This window comes from Kitasatospora sp. NPDC034533, assembly GCF_055575155.1.
Genome location: NZ_JBVITE010000027.1, coordinates 12,645 through 28,241, shown reverse-complemented (window position 1 = coordinate 28,241; position 15,597 = coordinate 12,645). Strand labels below are relative to the sequence as shown.

Here is a 15,597-nt window from a genome sequence, read left to right as displayed (position 1 = left end):
CGAACCGACGAGGAATCACCATGACGCGCACCGCCCGTACCCGCTCCAGAGCCGTCGCCCTGCCGGCCGCCGTCGCCCTGCTCGGCGCGGCCGTCGGCTGTGCCGGGGCCGACGGCGGCGCCGCCGGGGCGGGCGGAGACGGCCGCGGCGGGACCCTGGTGATCGGGGCCACCGGCAAGCTGCCCAACACCGACACCGTGATCGGCGGCGCCGGCTTCGAGGGCAAGCGGCTGGTCTCCTTCCAGCTGTACGAGGGCCTCACCCGCTACGAGCTGCTCCAGGGCACCGACCGGCCGCCGGTGGTCACCGGCGCCCTCGCCACCGACTGGCAGGTCGCCGCGGACCGCCGGACCTGGACCTTCACGCTCCGCCAGGGCGTCAAGTTCCAGGACGGCACCCCCTTCGACGCCGACGCCGTGGTGTTCAACCTGGCGCGCTACCTCGACAAGAGCAGCCCCGAGTACACCGACGCCCTCGGCGCCGCCGCCGCGGAGTACGCCGGCGACATCGCCTCCTACCGCAAGACCGACGCCGAGCACGTCGAACTCGTCACCAAGGAGCCCAACGGCCACTTCCCGGAGGACCTCGCCCACGTCCTGATCGCCAGCCCGACCGCCGTCCGCAAGAGCGGGTCGGCGAACTTCGCCCAGCACCCGGTCGGCACCGGACCGTTCTCCTTCGTCTCGCAGACCGAGGGCCAGCAGATCGAACTCGCCGCCAACAAGGACTACTGGCGCGGCGCCCCCAAGCTCGACCGGCTCGTGGTCAAGGCGCTCCCGGACGCCGCCGCCCGCACCGCGGCGCTGCGCTCCGGCGGCGTCAACTGGATCGAGTACCCGAACCCGGACGACATCGAGAGCCTCAAGGCCGACGGCGTCACGATCGCCACCAACAGCTACGACCACCTCTGGTACTGGATCCTGGACACCTCCAAGGCCCCCTGGGACAACCCGCTGGTGCGCCGGGCCGCCAACTACGCCATCGACCGCGAGGCCATCGCCGAGAAGCTGCTGCACGGCACCGCCGACCCCGCCTACCAGGCCGCGCCCCGCGCCACCGGCGCCTACGACCCGAGCGGGGACGTCTACTCCCACGACCCGGCCAAGGCCCGGCAGTTGCTCGCCGAGGCCGGCCTCCCGAACGGCTTCAGCACCTCCGTCACGGTGCCCACCGGCGGCAGCGGCAACCTGCTGCCGGTGCCGATCGCCGAGGCCCTCCAGCGGGACCTCGCCGCCGTCGGCATCAAGGTCGAGCTGCGCACCACCGACTGGACCACCCTGATCGGCGCCGAGGCCAAGGGGCAGGTGGCGCTCGGGTCCGACGCCGTGGCCCAGTCCACCACGCTGTTCCAGTCCGAGGCGCTGCTGCCGCTGTTCATCGGCTCCAAGAGCCCGTTCTGGACGGGCCACTACGCCGACCCGCAGGTCGACGAACTGCTCGCCTCCTCGGCCGCCGACCCCGACCAGGCCGCCCGGCAGACCGGCTACCGCAAGGCCCTCGCCCGCGTCACCCAGGACGCGCCGTGGCTGTTCGTCGTCAACGACCGCAATCCGCGGGCCCTTTCGCCGAAGGTCCACGGCCTCGTGCAGCCCCGGTCCTGGTTCCTCGACCTGACCACCGTCTGGGTCCGCTGAACAGCCGCTGACACAGCCGCCCCACCCCGCGCACTCCAGTGAAGGACACCCGCCCGATGACCACGCCGCACCTGCCGCACCACCCCGCCGAGTCCCAGCCGCCCAAGTGGGGCATCACCCTCCCGCTGCCGGGCCTGACCATCGACCGGCACCGCTTCCTGGTCGAGCGGCTGCCCGACCTCGGCTACACCGACGTGTGGAGCGCCGAGGGCGGCGGCACCGACGCCTTCACCCCGCTGGCCGCCACCGCCGCGTGGTCCCCCTCGCTGCGGATCGCCACCGGCATCGTCCCGGTGCACACCCGCGGCCCGGCCGTCCTCGCCCAGACCGCCGCGACGCTCGCCCAACTCGCCCCCGGGCGCGTCCTGCTGGGCATCGGCGCCTCGGTGCCCGCCCACGTCACCGACATCAACGGCATCCCCTTCGACGAGCCGTTCAAGCGGACCCGCGACGTGCTGCGCTTCGTCACCCGGGCGCTGCGCGGCGAGTACGTCACCGGCGGGTTCGACACCTTCGACATCACCGGCTACCGGCTGCCGCACCCGCCCGCCGAACCGGTCAAGGTGATCCTGGGCGCCCTGCGGCCCAACATGCTCCGGCTCGGCTTCGACGAGGGCGACGGCGCCATCACCAACCTGCTGTTCCCGCAGGACGTCCCCAGGATCCTGGACACCGTCGGCCCGCAGCCGCCCGGCAAGGAGCTGGTGGTGAAGGTCTTCGTCTGCCCCACCGAGGACACCGACTACGCCCACCGCGCCACCCGGCCCTTCCTCGCATGGATCCTCAACCGCGAGCCGTACCGGAAGTTCCACGAGTGGCTGGGACACGGCGAGTTGCTCGCCGAGACCCACCGCCGCTGGGCCGAGGGGGACCCGGAGGGCGCCCAGAAGGCCCTGCCGGACGAGGTCGTCGACGGGCTCTTCGTCAGCGGCTCGCCCGAGGAGTGCCGCGAGCGCATCCTCGCCTACCACCGCCCCGGCGTCACCACCATCCAGCTGTACGTCTCGCTGCCGCCCGAGGTGTTCGTCAGCCGGGCCAAGCTGCTCGACACCCTGGCCCGGCTCGGCCCGGCCGCCCGCTGACCCGCCCCGCCACCACCCCCGCGAGGAGAACCCGTGCCCCTGGAGATCCGCGGCGGGGTCCGCGCCGCCCCCGTCCCCGGCGACACCCCGCAGGAGCGCCAGGCCCTGCGCTGGGCCCCGGACGGCCGCGACCGCACCGCCGACCCCGCGCACATCGCCCGCACCGCGCGCGAGAACGAGGAGGACGGGCTGGACAGCGCCCTGGTGGTGCAGTCCAGCTCGTGGCCCGACCCGTGGCTGGTCGCCTCCTGGGCGCTGGCCGCCACCAGCCGGCTGCGGATCGCCGTCGCCCACCGGGTCGGCACCACCGCGCCGACCGTCGCCGCCCGCTCCCTGGCCACCCTGGACCGCCTCTCCGGCGGGCGGGCTGCGGCCCACGTCATCATCGGCTCCAGCGACCTCGACACCGCCCGCGACGGCGACCACCTCGACAAGGCCGGGCGCTACCGCCGGGCCGAGGAGTACCTCGACCTGTTCACCCGCTACCTGACGACCGACCAGGACATCGACTACAAGGGCGAGTTCTACTCGGTGTCCGCCGCCCGCCCCGGCCTGCACCCCAGACCCGGCGGCGAGCTGCTGTCCTTCGGCGGCTCGTCGCCCCAGGGCCTCGACCTCGCGGCCCGCTACGCGGAGGTGTACGCCGTCAGCCCGCTGCCGCTGCCCGACACCCGGCGGCGGATCGCCCAGGCCCGCGCCGCTGCCGCCGCCCACGGCCGGAGCCTGCGGATCTGGCGGCACCTCACCGTCGTCCTCGCCGACACCGACGAGGAGGCCCGCGACCGGGTCCGCCGGCTGCGCCGCGACGCCCTGCGGCTCACCTCCGGCGGCGCCGGAGGCCGCTGGCGCGAGGCCGTCCAGCTCGACCGCGACCGCGAGCGCGGCCGCTCCGACCCGGCCCACGGCGACGAACAGGTCGCCGCGTACGTCCGCCGCTCCCTCAGCGCCGCCTACGTCGGCTCCCCCGCCTCCGTCGCGGCCCGGATCGGGCTGCTGCGCTCGGCGGGCGTGGACATCGTCCAACTCGACCTGCCGGTCGAGACCGACCACGACCGCGACCTCCGCCGGGCGCTCGTCCGCCGGCTGCGCGCCGGCCACGGCACCCCGGCCGACCGCCGGGGCTGGTGAGCCGGCCGGCGCCGGACCCACCCCTCGCCGCGAACGCCCCGCCGCCCCGGAAGCCTCTCCCGGGGCGGCGGGGCACCTGCCGTCAGCAGATCCGCGGCAGCTGCTCACCGATCGGCAGGTCGACCACCCGGGTGCCGCCGAACCCGGTGCGGGCGACGACCATCCCCGGGTGCTCCCGGACGCACTCGCCGATCACCACCGCCTCCGCACCGAGCGGGTGGGCGCGCATCGCCGCGAGGACGGCGTCCGCCGACCCGCGCGGGACGAAGGCGACCAGGCAGCCCTCGTTGGCGATGTACATCGGGTCCAGGCCCAGCACCGCGCACGCGTTGGCCACCGGCTCGGGGACGGGGACGGCGCGCTCGCTGAGCGCCACCCCCACCCCGGCCGCCACCGCGATCTCGTTGAGCGCCGCCGCCAGCCCGCCCCGGGTGGGGTCGCGCAGCACGTGCAGGTCGGGCGTGGCCGCGAGCATCGCCTCGACCAGCCCGCCGAGCGCCGCGCTGTCACTGCGCACCTCCACCCCGAACTCCAGCCCCTCCCGGACGCTCATGATCGCCACCCCGTGCAGCCCGATCGGCCCGCTGACGATCACCACGTCACCGGGCACGGCCCGCTGCGGCCGGATGTCGACCCCGGCGGGGACGAGCCCGATGCCGGCGGTGTTCAGGTAGACGCCGTCCCCGTGCCCGGCCTCGACCACCTTGGTGTCCCCGGTGGCGACCTCCACCCCGGCGGCACGGGCGGCGGCGCCCAGCGCCCGGGCCACCCGGTCCACCACCGCCGTCTCCACCCCCTCCTCCAGGATGAAGCCGCAGGACAGGTAGGCGGCCCGGGCCCCGCTCATGGCGAGGTCGTTGACGGTGCCGTTGACCGCGAGGTCCCCGATGCAGCCGCCGGGGAAGAACAGCGGACGCACCACGTAGGAGTCGGTGGAGAAGGCGAGCCGGGCGCCGCCGAGCTCCAGCACCGCGCTGTCGCCGAGCCCGGCGAGCACCGGGCCGCCGAAGGCCGGCGCGAACACGTCCCGCACCAGCTCGGCGGAGAGCGCCCCGCCGCCGCCGTGGCCCATCACCACCCGGGGGTGGTCGCGCAGCGGCATCGGGCAGCTCCAGCCGGAGAAGTCGGGCCGCTCGTCGGGCGGTTGGAGGAGCAGGTCGGTGTCAGCCAACGCGACTCGCCTCCTGGGGCTCCCCGGCCCGCAGGGGCACCTCCGGCACGCCCAGCCGCCGGTACAGGTAGTACGCCGCGCACGCCCCCTCGCTGGAGACCATCGTGGCGCCGAGCGGCGTGCGCGGCGTGCAGAGCGTGCCGAAGGCCTCGCACTGGTGGGGCTTGAGCAGCCCCTGCAACACCTCGCCGCTGCGGCACTCGGCGGGCTCGCGGGTGGTGATCCCGGAGACGTCGAAACGGTGCTCGGCGTCGTGGTCCCGGTAGCGCGGCGAGAGCCGCCAGCCGCTCAGCGGGATCACCCCGATGCCCCGCCAGGAGCGGTCGGCCACCTCGAAAACGTCCTCCAGCACGGCCCGGGCCGCCGGGTTGCCCTCGGCCCGTACGGCCCGCGGATAGGCGTTGTCGACGGTGTGCTCCCCGCGCTCCAGCTGCCGCACGGTCCGCCGGATGCCCTCCAGGATGTCCAGCGGTTCGAAGCCGGTGACGACGATCGGCACCCGGTGGCGGTCCGCCAGCGCCGGGTACTCGGCGGTGCCCATCACGCTGCACACGTGCCCCGCGGCGAGGAAGCCCTGCACCCGGCAGTCCGGCGAGTCCATGATCGCGTCGATCGCGGGAGGCACCCGGACGTGCGAGACCAGCATGCTGAAGTTGCCCAGGCCCTGCTTCCTGGCCAGGTGGACGGCCATCGCGTTCGGCGGGGCGGTGGTCTCGAAGCCGATGCCGAAGAAGACCACCTCCTTGTCCGGGTTCTCCCGGGCGATGCGCAGCGCGTCGAGCGGCGAGTACACCACCCGGACGTCACCGCCCTCGCCGCGGACCCGGAAGAGGTCCCGGTCGGTGCCGGGCACCCGCAGCATGTCCCCGAAGGAGCAGAAGACCACCCCGGGCCGGGCGGCGATCGCCAGCGCCCGGTCGATCACCTCCAGCGGGGTGACGCACACCGGGCAACCCGGCCCGTGGATCAACTCGACTTCCTGCGGAAGGAGTTGGTCGATGGCGTACCGGATGATGCTGTGCGTCTGGCCGCCGCACACCTCCATCAGCGCCCACGGCCGGGTGACCGCCGCCCTGATGTCGGCGAGCAGCCCCGCGGCAAGTTCGGGGTTGCGGAACTCCTCCAGGTACCTCATCGTCCGGCCTCCTCGGCCCCGCCGGCGCCCGCGGCCTCCCACGGGTCGCCGAACTCCTCCTGCAACAGCCCGAGTTCCTCGAAGAGCGCGAGGGTGCGCCGGGCCGACTCCTCGTCCAGGCGCTGGAGCGCGAAGCCCACGTGGACGATCGCGTACTCGCCCACCGCCAGGTCCGGCAGGTACTCCAGGCAGACGTCCTTGACGACGCCGCCGAAGTCCATCACCGCCATCCGGGCCCCGTCCCGCTCCCCGATCTCCGTCACCCTGCCGGGCACCGCCAGGCACATCCGCTCTCACTCCTCCCGGGCGGCCGACGACCGGGCGGCCACCATCAGCTGGCCGAGCGCCAGTCCTCCGTCATTGGGCGGCACCCGGCGGTGCCGCAGCACGGTGAAGCCGTCCTCCCCGAGGCCGCTCGCGCAGGCCGAGGAGAGCAGCGCGTTCGCGAAGACCCCGCCACTGAGCGCCACCGTGGTGGTGCCGTGGCGCTCCCGGGCGGCCGCGCAGATCCGCCGGACCAGGTCCGCCACGGCGGCGTGGAAGCGCGCGGCGACCAGCCCGGCGGGGGCGCCGGCCGCCACCTCGGCCACCACGGCGGCCAGCACCGGCCCGGGGTCGGCGGTCCAGCCGTCCGTCCCGGCCGACAGCCCGAACCGGTAGCCCTCCGCCGGGCCGAACGCGCAGGCCTCCGCCTCCAGTTCGATCGCCGCCTGGGCCTCGTACCCGGCCCGCTGGCAGACCCCCGCGAGCGAGGACACCGCGTCGAACAGCCGGCCCATGCCGGAGGTCGGAACGCAGTGCAGACCGCGCTCCAACTGCCGCCCCAGCAGCCTTAGTTCCTCCTCGCCGCAGGCCTTCACCGGCGGCAGCCCGGGCGTCCAGGGCAGCCCGGCGGCGCGCAGGTGGGCGAGCGCCGTGCGGTACGGCCGCTCGACGGCCGCGTCGCCGCCCGGCAGCGGCACGTACCCGAGGTGGGCCAGGCGGCGGAACCGGTCGTAGTCGGCCAGCAGCACCTCGCCGCCCCAGATCGCGCCGTCCTCGCCGTAACCGGTGCCGTCGAAGGCCACCCCGAGCACCGGCCGGCCGCCGTCCAGGCCGTGTTCGGCCATCACGGCGGCGATGTGGGCGTGGTGGTGCTGCACCCGGCGCACCGGCCGGCCGGCGGCGGTCCGCTCGGCGTGCCGCAGCGAGCGGTAGCCGGGGTGCCGGTCGGCGACGAGGAGTTCCGGCCGCACCCCGCTGACCGTGGCGAGCTGCTCCACCGCGCGGTCGAAGGCCCGCAGGGTGGCCAGGTCGTCCATGTCGCCGATGTGGCCGGACAGCCAGGCGTATCCGTCCCGGGCCAGGGCGAAGGTGTTCTTCAGGTCCCCGCCGACCGCCAGCGCCGGGCGGACGGGCACCGGGAGCGGGAGCGGCAGCGGGGCGTGGCCGCGCGAGCGGCGCAGCGGCAGCTGCTCGCCGTCGACCACCCGCACCACCGAGTCCTCGCAGGGCACATGGATCGGCCGGTCGTGGGTGAGCCAGCCGTCGACCAGCGGGGCGAGCCGCTCCAGCGCCTCCCCGTCCTCGGTGACGATCGGCTCGCCGGAGAGGTTGGCGCTGGTCATCACCAGCAGGTCCGGCCCGGGGGCGGCGAGCAGCAGGTGGTGCAGCGGCGTGTACGGGAGCATCATCCCGAGGTCGGGGCTGCCGGGGGCGACGCCCTCGGGCACCGGCCGGCCGGTGCGGCGGAGCAGGACGATCGGCCGCACCGGGCCGGTGAGCAGCTCCCGTTCGACCGGGCCGAGCGGCAGCAGGCCCTCGACGGTGGCGAGGTCGCGGGCCATCACGGCGAACGGCTTGTCACCGCGCCGCTTGCGCCGGCGCAGCAGGGCGACGGCCGCGGGGTCGCGGGCGTCGCAGGCCAGGTGGTAGCCGCCGATGCCCTTGACGGCGAGGACCGCGCCCTGGGCCAGCAGGCGCCGGGCCCCGGCGAGGGCCTCCTCCCCGGCCAGTGCGGGGCGCCCGGGCACGGTCAGCCCGAGCGTGGGGCCGCAGGCGTGGCAGGCGATGGGCTGGGCGTGGAACCGGCGGTCGGCGGGGTCGGCGTACTCCCGGGCGCAGTCCGGGCACATCGGGAAGCCGGCCATGGTGGTGTTGGCCCGGTCGTACGGCAGGCCGGTGACGATGGTGTAGCGGGGGCCGCAGTTGGTGCAGCTGATGAACGGGTGCCGGTGGCGCCGGTCGGCCGGGTCGGTGAGTTCGGCCAGGCAGTCGGCGCAGACCGCGGTGTCCGACGGGATCAGGGTGGTGCGGGGCCCACCGGGGCGGGACGGCACGATGCGGAAGCCGGTGGCGCCGGTGGCGGCGAGCGGGGTGTGCTCCACCGAGTCCACCCGGGCGAGCGGCGGTGCGTCGCCGGCCACCCGCCGGCAGAAGGCGTCGAGGGCGTCCCGGCCGCCCTCGACCTCGACCAGGACGCCCTCGCCGGTGTTGGTGACGCTGCCGGCCAGTCCGAGTTCACCGGCCAGGGTGTGGACGAACGGCCGGAAGCCGACGCCCTGCACCAGGCCGCGGACGGCGACCCGCCGCCGCTCGTGGTCGATCCCCGGGTGACCGGCCGTCACGCGTCCTCCCCGACCGCGCGGTAGCCGGGGCCGTGCGAGTGCCCGTGGTCGTGGTCGTGGCCGTGGTCGTGGCCGTGGTCGTGCGGCGCCGGGGCGGTCATCACCGGCCGGTGCGGCCGCGCCCCGCCCAGCACCGCCAGTGCCCGCTCCAGCAGCGCCCCGACGCCCTGCCCCGTCCGGGCCGAGGTGGTCAGCACCTCCACCCCGGGGTTGACCCGGTGGACGTTGGCCAGGAACGCCGCCTCGTCGAACTCGGCCGCCGCCGCGAGGTCCGCCTTGGTCACCAGCACCAGGTTGGCGAGGCCGAACGCCGTCGGGTACTTGAGCGGCTTGTCCTCGCCCTCGGTGACCGAGGCCAGCACCACCCGCAGCGACTCGCCGAGGTCGTAGGAGGCCGGGCAGACGAGGTTGCCGACGTTCTCCACGAACAGCAGCCGGCAGTCCGCCGGCAGCCAGCCGTCCAGGTGCCCGGCGAGCATCCGGGCCTCCAGGTGGCAGAGCCCGTCGGTGAGCACCTGCTTCACCGGCGCGCCCGAACGGGCCAGGCGCCGGGCGTCGTTCTCGGTGGCGAGGTCGGCGGTCAGCGCGGCGACCGCCAGACCGCGCCGCCGGGCCAGCCCCAACTCCGCCTCCAGCAGGGCGGTCTTGCCGCTGCCGGGGCTGGACAGCAGGTTCACCGCGACCGTGCCCCGCTCGGCCAGCGCCGCACGCAACCGGCGGGCGCTGTCGTCGTTGCGGGCGAGGACCGCCTGACGGAGGTCGACCGTGCGGCACATCGGCATCAGCCTTTCTGTTCGGCCCGGACGCCGGGGCCGTCGGCCCACCGGACGTCGAGGATCTGCAACTCCCGCCCGGACAACAGCTCCACGCCGCCACCGCCGGAGCAGTTCGGGCAGCCGAGGTCCGGCGGCATGCCGACCGCCCACTCGACCGCGCAGGGGGCGCAGCGCGCCCGGGCCGCGACGGGCTCGGTGACCAGCGCCGCGCCCGCCACCAGCGTTCCGGCGCAGGCGAGTTCAAAACAGAAGTCGAGCGCCTCGGGCACCACGCCGGCCAACTCGCCCACCCGCAGCCGGACCCGCGCCACCCCGGGGGCGCCGTGCTCGCGCGCCGCCGCGTCCACCTGCTCGACGACGGCTTCGGCGATCGACATCTCGTGCATGGGTCCCTTCCCGGGGCGGGCGGCAACGGGCCCCATTACAGGGCGCGGTGGCGGCGGCGGCCCGAAGCCGCGCCGCCGCCGGGGGCGGGGCTGCACCGTTCGCAGCAATCGGCGGCTCACATCCGCGAGATCCGCAGGTAGCGCTTGAGGTCCGGCAGGCTCTGCCAGACCGCCGCGCCGATCCCGGCCAGCAGCGCCGCGCAGATCAGCTTCCTCAGCATGGTGTCGTCTCCTTCTCCGGCTGCGCGGCCTCGTCCACGACCCGCAGGACCACTCGGACCGCCTCCTCCACGGCGGCGGTGACGGGCTCGCTGAGCCCGATGCCCTCCTCCAGCGAGGCCGGCTCGCAGCCGACCACCAGCACCCGTCCGGGCGGACGGCCGCCGGTGCCGGCGGCGAGCGTGGCGAGCAGCGCCAGCACCGCGTCCGGCCCCATCCGGTGCCCGTCCAGCACGGGTACGTCCAGCGGCTGCCCGGCGTCCGCCTCGATCAGGTAGACCGTGCCGGGCGCCCCGCCCCGGCAGGTGGCGTCCACCAGGACGGCGGTGCGGTGGCCGTCGAGCAGCCGGTACGCCAGGTCCACGCCTCGCACGCCGACGTCGACCACCTCGACGCCGGCCGGCAGCGGGTGGGCGCGGAGCCTGCGGACCGTCTCGACGCCGAAGCCGTCGTCGCCGAGGAAGATGTTGCCGATTCCGGCGACCAGGACGGTCACGGCCCCTCCAGGGGGGTGACCTCGTCGGGCTGGAAGTAGCGGAAGCGCCCCTGGGCGCGCCACAGGTCGGCGCCCGGGTCGTCCTCCACGGTGACGGCCAGGTGCACCGAGCCGTCGAGGTCGTGCAGCACGGCCTCCACGACGCCGGTGCGCCCGTCCAGGAAGAGGTCCTGGGCGTCGGTGCGCCGCCGCCCGGGCCGCAGCACCACCCGGCTGCCGGCGCCGACCTGCCGGCCGTCGACCAGGACCCGGTCGCGCCCGGGGTCGACCTCCGGGTCGTCGCCCGGGTCCCACCAGGGCTGTCCGGCCGGGACACCGGAGCCGCCGGTGGCCTCGCGCAGTCCGCGGATCGCCCCGTGCAGCCGCTCCAGCACCTCGGGCGGCATCGACTCGGCGAGGTCGACGACGGCTCCGGCCCGCTCGTCGGTGCCCCGGGCCTCGCGCTTCTCCTCCTCGGTCAGAGCCGCCGTCCGCAGCGCGAGGATCTCGTCGATCTCGGTGGCGTCGTACAGGGTGCCGAGGCTCTCCGGGGCGATCCGCGGGTGGTCCTCCAGGATGATCGGGGAGGAGAGCACCACCCGGCGCTCGCCCTCCGGGCCGGCCAGCACCGGCCAGGTGCGGTCGTTGCGGCACCGCTCGACGGCCGGGCGGGCCCACTCGGGCGGGTCGGTGACCGACAGGAAGCGGCCGTGCTCCAGTCCGAGCAGCAGGTGGGCGGAGACCAGCGAGCGCGGCAGCGCGTGCTCGCGGGTGGCCCGCCGGGGCGGCACCCAGGCAGAGGTGTTCTCCACCTCGACGGTCAGCCGCTGCGCCCGGTACGGGCCGGGCAGGTCCTCGGCGCGCACCCGGAGCAGGCCGTCCACCTGTTCGCGCCGTCGCACCACCCGGCCCGCCACGGCGCCGTCCTCGTGCACCAGCCCGGTCTCCCCGACGCCCGGCAGCCGGAACGGCCGCTGTCGCCCGCTGCCGGCCAACTCCTGGACCGGAACCAGGAGTTCGATCCGCTCCTCGACGCCCTCGTCCCATTCGACGAGGTCCCGGTCGGCCAGCTCCAGCCGCTTCACCGGCTCGAAGCCGGAGGCGGTGGCGCGTTCCACGGTGCGCCGCCGCACCCGCAGGAAGCGCAGTTCGACGGCCAGCACGTCGCCGTCGCGCGCCTCCATCACGCACTCGGTGCGCTGGTGGGAGTGCTCCCCGCCCTGGGCGGTGTACTCGGGCGGCACCAGGACGCCGAACTGCCAGCGCAGCCGGTTCTTGGCCGCCGAGGCCCGGTACGGGTAGAGGACGTAGCCCTCCAGCAGCACCGCGTCGGCGATCTGCCGGGCGGCGGCGAAGCCGCGCTCGATCGTTTCGGGGAAGCCGCTCACCTCGCCTCCTCCCCGATCGCCGCGACCGCGAGCAGTTCGCGCACCGTCGCCTCCCAGGAGGGCAGGGCCCGCCGGGAGCGGTAGGCCAGCAGTTCGTCCATCACCCGGTCCGGCAGGCGCAGCCACCCGCTGTCCGGGAAGTGCCGGTCGATCGCCTCCCGCCAGACGCGCACCGGCATCCGCACCCGGGCCTCCCGGTCCCAGGACACCGGGCTGACCTGGAAGCCGGCCGGGCCGGCGAAGGCGGTGCCGGAGAAGAGCAGCAGCAGCGGCACCTCGCCGCCGTCCAGCGCCCGGAAGTAGCGGGCCGAGGCGACGTCCTGGTCGTAGGTGCAGGGCACCGCGAGGTCGGTCTCGGTCGCGCCGGTGAAGCCGGGCACCAGCAGCGGCACGGTGGCGAGCTGGAGCGGGTTGAGCGTGGTCGCCCAGCGCTCCCGCGCGCCGAACAGGTCGGTCAGCCGCTCGCCCTCGGCGTCCGCGTACGGCCGGCGGGCCGGTTCGATCCGCAGCTGGCACCGGAGGGCGAGGGCGTGCACCCGGGTGTCGGCCGGGGCCGTGATGCGCAGCCGGAACACCAGGGTCGGCCCGGCCGCGTACGGGTCGGGGCGCACGCCCACGCAGGCGAAGTCGAGGGCCGTCACGCCGTCACCTCCGCGGGCAGCGGGCGGGCCCGGGCGGCCAGCCGGGCGAAGAACGCGTCGAGTTCGGCCCGGGCCTCGGCGCCGCCGTCGAAGCCGTGCCAGCGGCGTCGCAGCCGGCCGACCAGCTCGTAGCAGACGTCGATCGGCACCAGGTAGCACACGACGCGCTCCTCGGTGCGGCGCAGCAGCAGCGCCTCCACGTCCGGTTCCAGGGCGGCGGCCAGCCGGCTGCCGCCGAGGGCGCGCCGCCAGGCGTCCTCGTCCAGTTCGCTCTCGGTGGCGCCGGCCGGGCCGGGGTAGAAGGCGAGCAGCCGGTCCAGCACGGCGTTGCGGAACACGAAGGCGGTGCCCACCGGGATGCCCAGCGCCGACCAGACCAGCTGGTCCAACTCGCCCGCCGGGTCGGCGAGGTAGCGGTCCGGCACGGTGCGGTAGCGGCCGCCGGCCGCGCCGGGGCGGCTGAACAGCAGGCCGCAGGCGGTGCAGGCGCAGGCCAGGGCGCGCTCCTCGGCGTCCACCAGGTGGCGGTGGTCGGCGGGCAGGTCCCGGCCGCAGAGCGCGCACTGCTCGGGGCGCGGCGGGGCCGGTTCGCGAAGCCGGTGCAGCAGGGCGGTGCCGTCGCGGGAGATCCGGCGGGTGTTCATCGTGCCTCCGCGGCGCGCGGCGGGCGGGTGCCGATCTGGAGCAGCTGCGGGGCGCGTTCCAGTTCCACGGCCGTCACCTCGGGGGCGTGGCAGGCGAGGGCGGCCTCCACCTCCTGCTCGCCGCAGCCGCAGCCGGTGGCCGTCCGGCGCAGCCGCAGGGTGCCGGTGTCCGGGTCGAAGCCGAGCGTCTCGACCCGTTCGGGCAGGGCGGCCAGCGCCCGGTCGATCCGGGCGGTGAGGTCCTCGGGGTGCAGGTCGTGCAGGAGCAGCAGCCCGGCCACGGCCGGGTCGTCCAGCATCCGTTCCAGGGCGGGCGGGGGCAGCGCGGGGACGAGTCGGGCCAGGCCCTGGCCGTGGAACTCGATGATCTCGCGGACGAGTTGCTCGCCGGCCCGCTCGGCGTCGGCGCCGCTGTCGGCCAGCACGTCCAGGGCCTGCTGGATCCGCTGCCCGGTCTGCTCGGCCGTCATGCGGTGAGCCCGCTCAGGCCGGTGGGCACGTGCAGGGTCTTCACGGTGCGCCCGCCACCGACGTACATGTGCACGCCGCAGGGCAGACAGGGGTCGAAGCTGCGCACCGCGCGCATGATGTCGATGCCCTTGAACCGCTCCGGGGGGTTCTCCTCGAAGATCGGCGTGTTCTGCACCGCGTCCTCGTACGGGCCGGGCGTGCCGTGGCTGTCGCGGACGCTGGCGTTCCACGGGGTGGGCGGGTACGGGTGGTAGTTGGCGATCTTCCCGTCGCGGATCACCATGTGGTGCGAGAGCACGCCGCGCACGGCCTCGGTGAAGCCGCAGCCGATCGACTCGTCCGGCACCTCGAAGCGCTCCCAGGTCTGGCTGCGCCCGGCGCGGACCTCGTCGAGCGCCTTCTCGGTGAAGTGCAGGGCGGCGGCGGCCGCGTACGCCTGGAAGTAGGTGCGGGCGCGGTTGCGCTCGATGGCGTTGCTCCACCGGGGGATCTTCCACTCGAAGGTGACCTCGGGCCTGGTCATCGAGCGGGGCAGGTTGATCAGCACGCTGTGGCCGGTGGCCTTGACGTAGCCGATGTCGACCAGCCCGGACAGCGCGGTGGACCACAGGCGGGCGATCGGGCCGCCGCCGGTGTCGAGGGCGAGGTGCTCCTCGCCGTCGAACCAGCGCGGGGACATCACCCAGCTGTACTTGCCGTCGAAGTCCCGCTTCTGCGGGGCGGGGATGGTGTGCTGGTTCCACGGGTGGCGGGGGTCGACGGGGTTGCCCAGCGGGTCGTGGGTGACGAACAGCTCCTTGCCCTGCCAGTCCTCGTAGTAGGAGCTGCCGAGCAGGATGCGGATGCCGAGGTTGATCCGCGTCAGGTCGTTGGTGACGAGCTTGCCGTCCACCACGACGCCGGGGGTGACGAACATCCTCCGGCCCCAGTCCGTCATGTTGCGGTAGGTGAAGTCGCAGTGGTCCGGGTCGTTGAGGCTGCCCCAGCAGCCGAGCAGCACCCGCCGGCGGCCGACCTCCTCGTAGCCGGGCAGGGCCTGGTAGAAGAAGTCGAAGAGGTCGTCGTGCAGCGGCACGACCTTCTTCATGAACTCGACGTAGCGCATCAGCCGGGTCAGGTAGTCGGTGAACAGCTGCACGGTGGCGACCGTGCCGACGCCGCCCGGGTAGAGCGTGGAGGGGTGCACGTGGCGGCCCTCCATCAGGCAGAACATCTCCCGGGTGTACCGGCTGACCTGGAGCGCCTCGCGGTAGAACTCGCCCTCGATCGGGTTGAGCGAGCGCATGATGTCGGCGATCGTCCGGTACCCGTGGTCCCCCGCGTGCGGGGCCTCGGTGCGCTCGGCCAGCTCCAGGACGCCGGGATTGGTCTCGCGGACCATCCTCTCGCAGTAGTCGACCCCGACCAGGTTCTCCTGGAAGATGTTGTGGTCGAACATGTACTCGGCGGCCTCGCCGAGGTTGATGATCCACTCCCCCAGGTGCGGCGGCTTCACCCCGTACGCCATGTTCTGGGTGTAGACGGAGCAGGTGGCGTGGTTGTCGCCGCAGATCCCGCAGATCCGGCTGGTGATGAAGTGGGCGTCGCGCGGGTCCTTGCCGCGCATGAAGACGCTGTAGCCGCGGAAGACCGAGGAGGTGCTGTAGCACTCCGCGACCTTCTTCTGCTTGAAGTCGATCTTCGTGTGGATGCCCAGGCTGCCCACGATCCGGGTGATCGGATCCCAGGACATCTCGGTCAGGCCGCTGCCGTCGCCGGTCGCCTTCGTGATCGGTGTTGCCATCGTGTCTGTCGTGTCCTTCTCTGAACGGGGGCGGGGCAGGGGGCGGGGGCAGCGGCGA

Annotated in this window: 16 protein-coding genes; 3 read left to right on the top strand and 13 right to left on the bottom strand. The window is 74.8% G+C overall.

What is annotated here, in order from left to right:
* Positions 1–20 precede the first annotated feature (20 nt).
* The 3 genes from ACZ55U_RS19965 to ACZ55U_RS19955 are packed head-to-tail and all read left to right on the top strand — an operon-like array spanning position 21 to position 3,844.
* Positions 21–1,634, top strand: coding sequence for an ABC transporter substrate-binding protein (locus ACZ55U_RS19965; RefSeq protein WP_465527463.1), 1,614 nt, complete (start codon positions 21–23; stop codon positions 1,632–1,634).
* Positions 1,635–1,690: 56 nt separating this feature from the next.
* Positions 1,691–2,716, top strand: coding sequence for an LLM class F420-dependent oxidoreductase (locus ACZ55U_RS19960; protein ID WP_465527462.1), 1,026 nt, complete (start codon positions 1,691–1,693; stop codon positions 2,714–2,716).
* 33 nt (positions 2,717–2,749) lie between these two features.
* Positions 2,750–3,844, top strand: coding sequence for an LLM class flavin-dependent oxidoreductase (locus tag ACZ55U_RS19955; protein ID WP_465527461.1), 1,095 nt, complete (start codon positions 2,750–2,752; stop codon positions 3,842–3,844).
* 82 nt (positions 3,845–3,926) lie between these two features.
* Here the strand turns inward: ACZ55U_RS19955 and hypE are convergent, their stop codons facing one another.
* The 13 genes from hypE to ACZ55U_RS19890 all read right to left on the bottom strand — a co-directional run bounded on the left by hypE (position 3,927) and on the right by ACZ55U_RS19890 (position 15,539).
* Positions 3,927–5,015 carry a hydrogenase expression/formation protein HypE gene (gene hypE / locus ACZ55U_RS19950; protein ID WP_465527460.1) on the bottom strand — a complete coding sequence of 363 codons (1,089 nt, stop codon included), beginning with the start codon at positions 5,013–5,015 and terminating at the stop codon, positions 3,927–3,929.
* Positions 5,008–6,150, bottom strand: a complete 1,143-nt coding sequence (hypD, locus tag ACZ55U_RS19945; RefSeq protein ID WP_465527459.1) for a hydrogenase formation protein HypD — start codon at positions 6,148–6,150, stop codon at positions 5,008–5,010. The genes hypE and hypD overlap by 8 nt, the downstream gene beginning before the upstream one ends.
* Positions 6,147–6,437 (bottom strand): HypC/HybG/HupF family hydrogenase formation chaperone, encoded by a 291-nt coding sequence (locus ACZ55U_RS19940; RefSeq protein ID WP_465527458.1) that lies wholly within the window; start codon positions 6,435–6,437, stop codon positions 6,147–6,149. Before ACZ55U_RS19940 ends, hypD begins: the two co-directional genes overlap by 4 nt.
* 6 nt (positions 6,438–6,443) lie before the next feature.
* Entirely contained in the window at positions 6,444–8,756 is a 2,313-nt protein-coding gene (gene hypF, locus ACZ55U_RS19935; RefSeq protein WP_465527457.1) for a carbamoyltransferase HypF, read from the bottom strand.
* A complete protein-coding gene (gene hypB, locus ACZ55U_RS19930; RefSeq protein WP_465527456.1) occupies positions 8,753–9,532 on the bottom strand; it encodes a hydrogenase nickel incorporation protein HypB in 780 nt (259 codons plus the stop codon). The genes hypF and hypB overlap by 4 nt, the downstream gene beginning before the upstream one ends.
* A gap of 5 nt (positions 9,533–9,537) precedes the next feature.
* Positions 9,538–9,918 (bottom strand): hydrogenase maturation nickel metallochaperone HypA/HybF, encoded by a 381-nt coding sequence (locus tag ACZ55U_RS19925; protein ID WP_465527455.1) that lies wholly within the window; start codon positions 9,916–9,918, stop codon positions 9,538–9,540.
* A gap of 116 nt (positions 9,919–10,034) precedes the next feature.
* Complete coding sequence (locus ACZ55U_RS19920) at positions 10,035–10,139, bottom strand: DUF6893 family small protein (RefSeq protein WP_380733517.1); 105 nt, start codon at positions 10,137–10,139, stop codon at positions 10,035–10,037.
* The gene (locus ACZ55U_RS19915; RefSeq protein WP_465527454.1) at positions 10,133–10,633 is read right to left on the bottom strand and encodes a hydrogenase maturation protease; all 501 of its coding nucleotides are present in this window, start codon (positions 10,631–10,633) and stop codon (positions 10,133–10,135) included. The genes ACZ55U_RS19920 and ACZ55U_RS19915 overlap by 7 nt, the downstream gene beginning before the upstream one ends.
* A complete protein-coding gene (locus tag ACZ55U_RS19910) occupies positions 10,630–12,000 on the bottom strand; it encodes a hypothetical protein (protein WP_465527453.1) in 1,371 nt (456 codons plus the stop codon). Before ACZ55U_RS19910 ends, ACZ55U_RS19915 begins: the two co-directional genes overlap by 4 nt.
* Positions 11,997–12,641 carry a DUF6084 family protein gene (locus ACZ55U_RS19905; RefSeq protein ID WP_465527452.1) on the bottom strand — a complete coding sequence of 215 codons (645 nt, stop codon included), beginning with the start codon at positions 12,639–12,641 and terminating at the stop codon, positions 11,997–11,999. The genes ACZ55U_RS19910 and ACZ55U_RS19905 overlap by 4 nt, the downstream gene beginning before the upstream one ends.
* A complete protein-coding gene (locus ACZ55U_RS19900) occupies positions 12,638–13,285 on the bottom strand; it encodes a DUF5947 family protein (protein WP_465527451.1) in 648 nt (215 codons plus the stop codon). The genes ACZ55U_RS19905 and ACZ55U_RS19900 overlap by 4 nt, the downstream gene beginning before the upstream one ends.
* Positions 13,282–13,755 (bottom strand): thioredoxin, encoded by a 474-nt coding sequence (locus ACZ55U_RS19895; protein WP_465527450.1) that lies wholly within the window; start codon positions 13,753–13,755, stop codon positions 13,282–13,284. Before ACZ55U_RS19895 ends, ACZ55U_RS19900 begins: the two co-directional genes overlap by 4 nt.
* A complete protein-coding gene (locus tag ACZ55U_RS19890; protein WP_465527449.1) occupies positions 13,752–15,539 on the bottom strand; it encodes a nickel-dependent hydrogenase large subunit in 1,788 nt (595 codons plus the stop codon). Before ACZ55U_RS19890 ends, ACZ55U_RS19895 begins: the two co-directional genes overlap by 4 nt.
* Between the last annotated feature and the right edge of the window lie 58 nt (positions 15,540–15,597).

Coding starts and splice junctions, on each gene's coding strand:
- hypB (WP_465527456.1), bottom strand. CDS start 9,532: ATGTGCCGCACGGTCGACCTCCGTCAGGCGGTCCTCGCCCGCAACGAC.
- ACZ55U_RS19965 (WP_465527463.1), top strand. CDS start 21: ATGACGCGCACCGCCCGTACCCGCTCCAGAGCCGTCGCCCTGCCGGCC.
- ACZ55U_RS19895 (WP_465527450.1), bottom strand. CDS start 13,755: ATGACGGCCGAGCAGACCGGGCAGCGGATCCAGCAGGCCCTGGACGTG.
- ACZ55U_RS19920 (WP_380733517.1), bottom strand. CDS start 10,139: ATGCTGAGGAAGCTGATCTGCGCGGCGCTGCTGGCCGGGATCGGCGCG.
- ACZ55U_RS19900 (WP_465527451.1), bottom strand. CDS start 13,285: ATGAACACCCGCCGGATCTCCCGCGACGGCACCGCCCTGCTGCACCGG.
- ACZ55U_RS19960 (WP_465527462.1), top strand. CDS start 1,691: ATGACCACGCCGCACCTGCCGCACCACCCCGCCGAGTCCCAGCCGCCC.
- ACZ55U_RS19925 (WP_465527455.1), bottom strand. CDS start 9,918: ATGCACGAGATGTCGATCGCCGAAGCCGTCGTCGAGCAGGTGGACGCG.
- ACZ55U_RS19890 (WP_465527449.1), bottom strand. CDS start 15,539: ATGGCAACACCGATCACGAAGGCGACCGGCGACGGCAGCGGCCTGACC.
- hypD (WP_465527459.1), bottom strand. CDS start 6,150: ATGAGGTACCTGGAGGAGTTCCGCAACCCCGAACTTGCCGCGGGGCTG.
- ACZ55U_RS19940 (WP_465527458.1), bottom strand. CDS start 6,437: ATGTGCCTGGCGGTGCCCGGCAGGGTGACGGAGATCGGGGAGCGGGAC.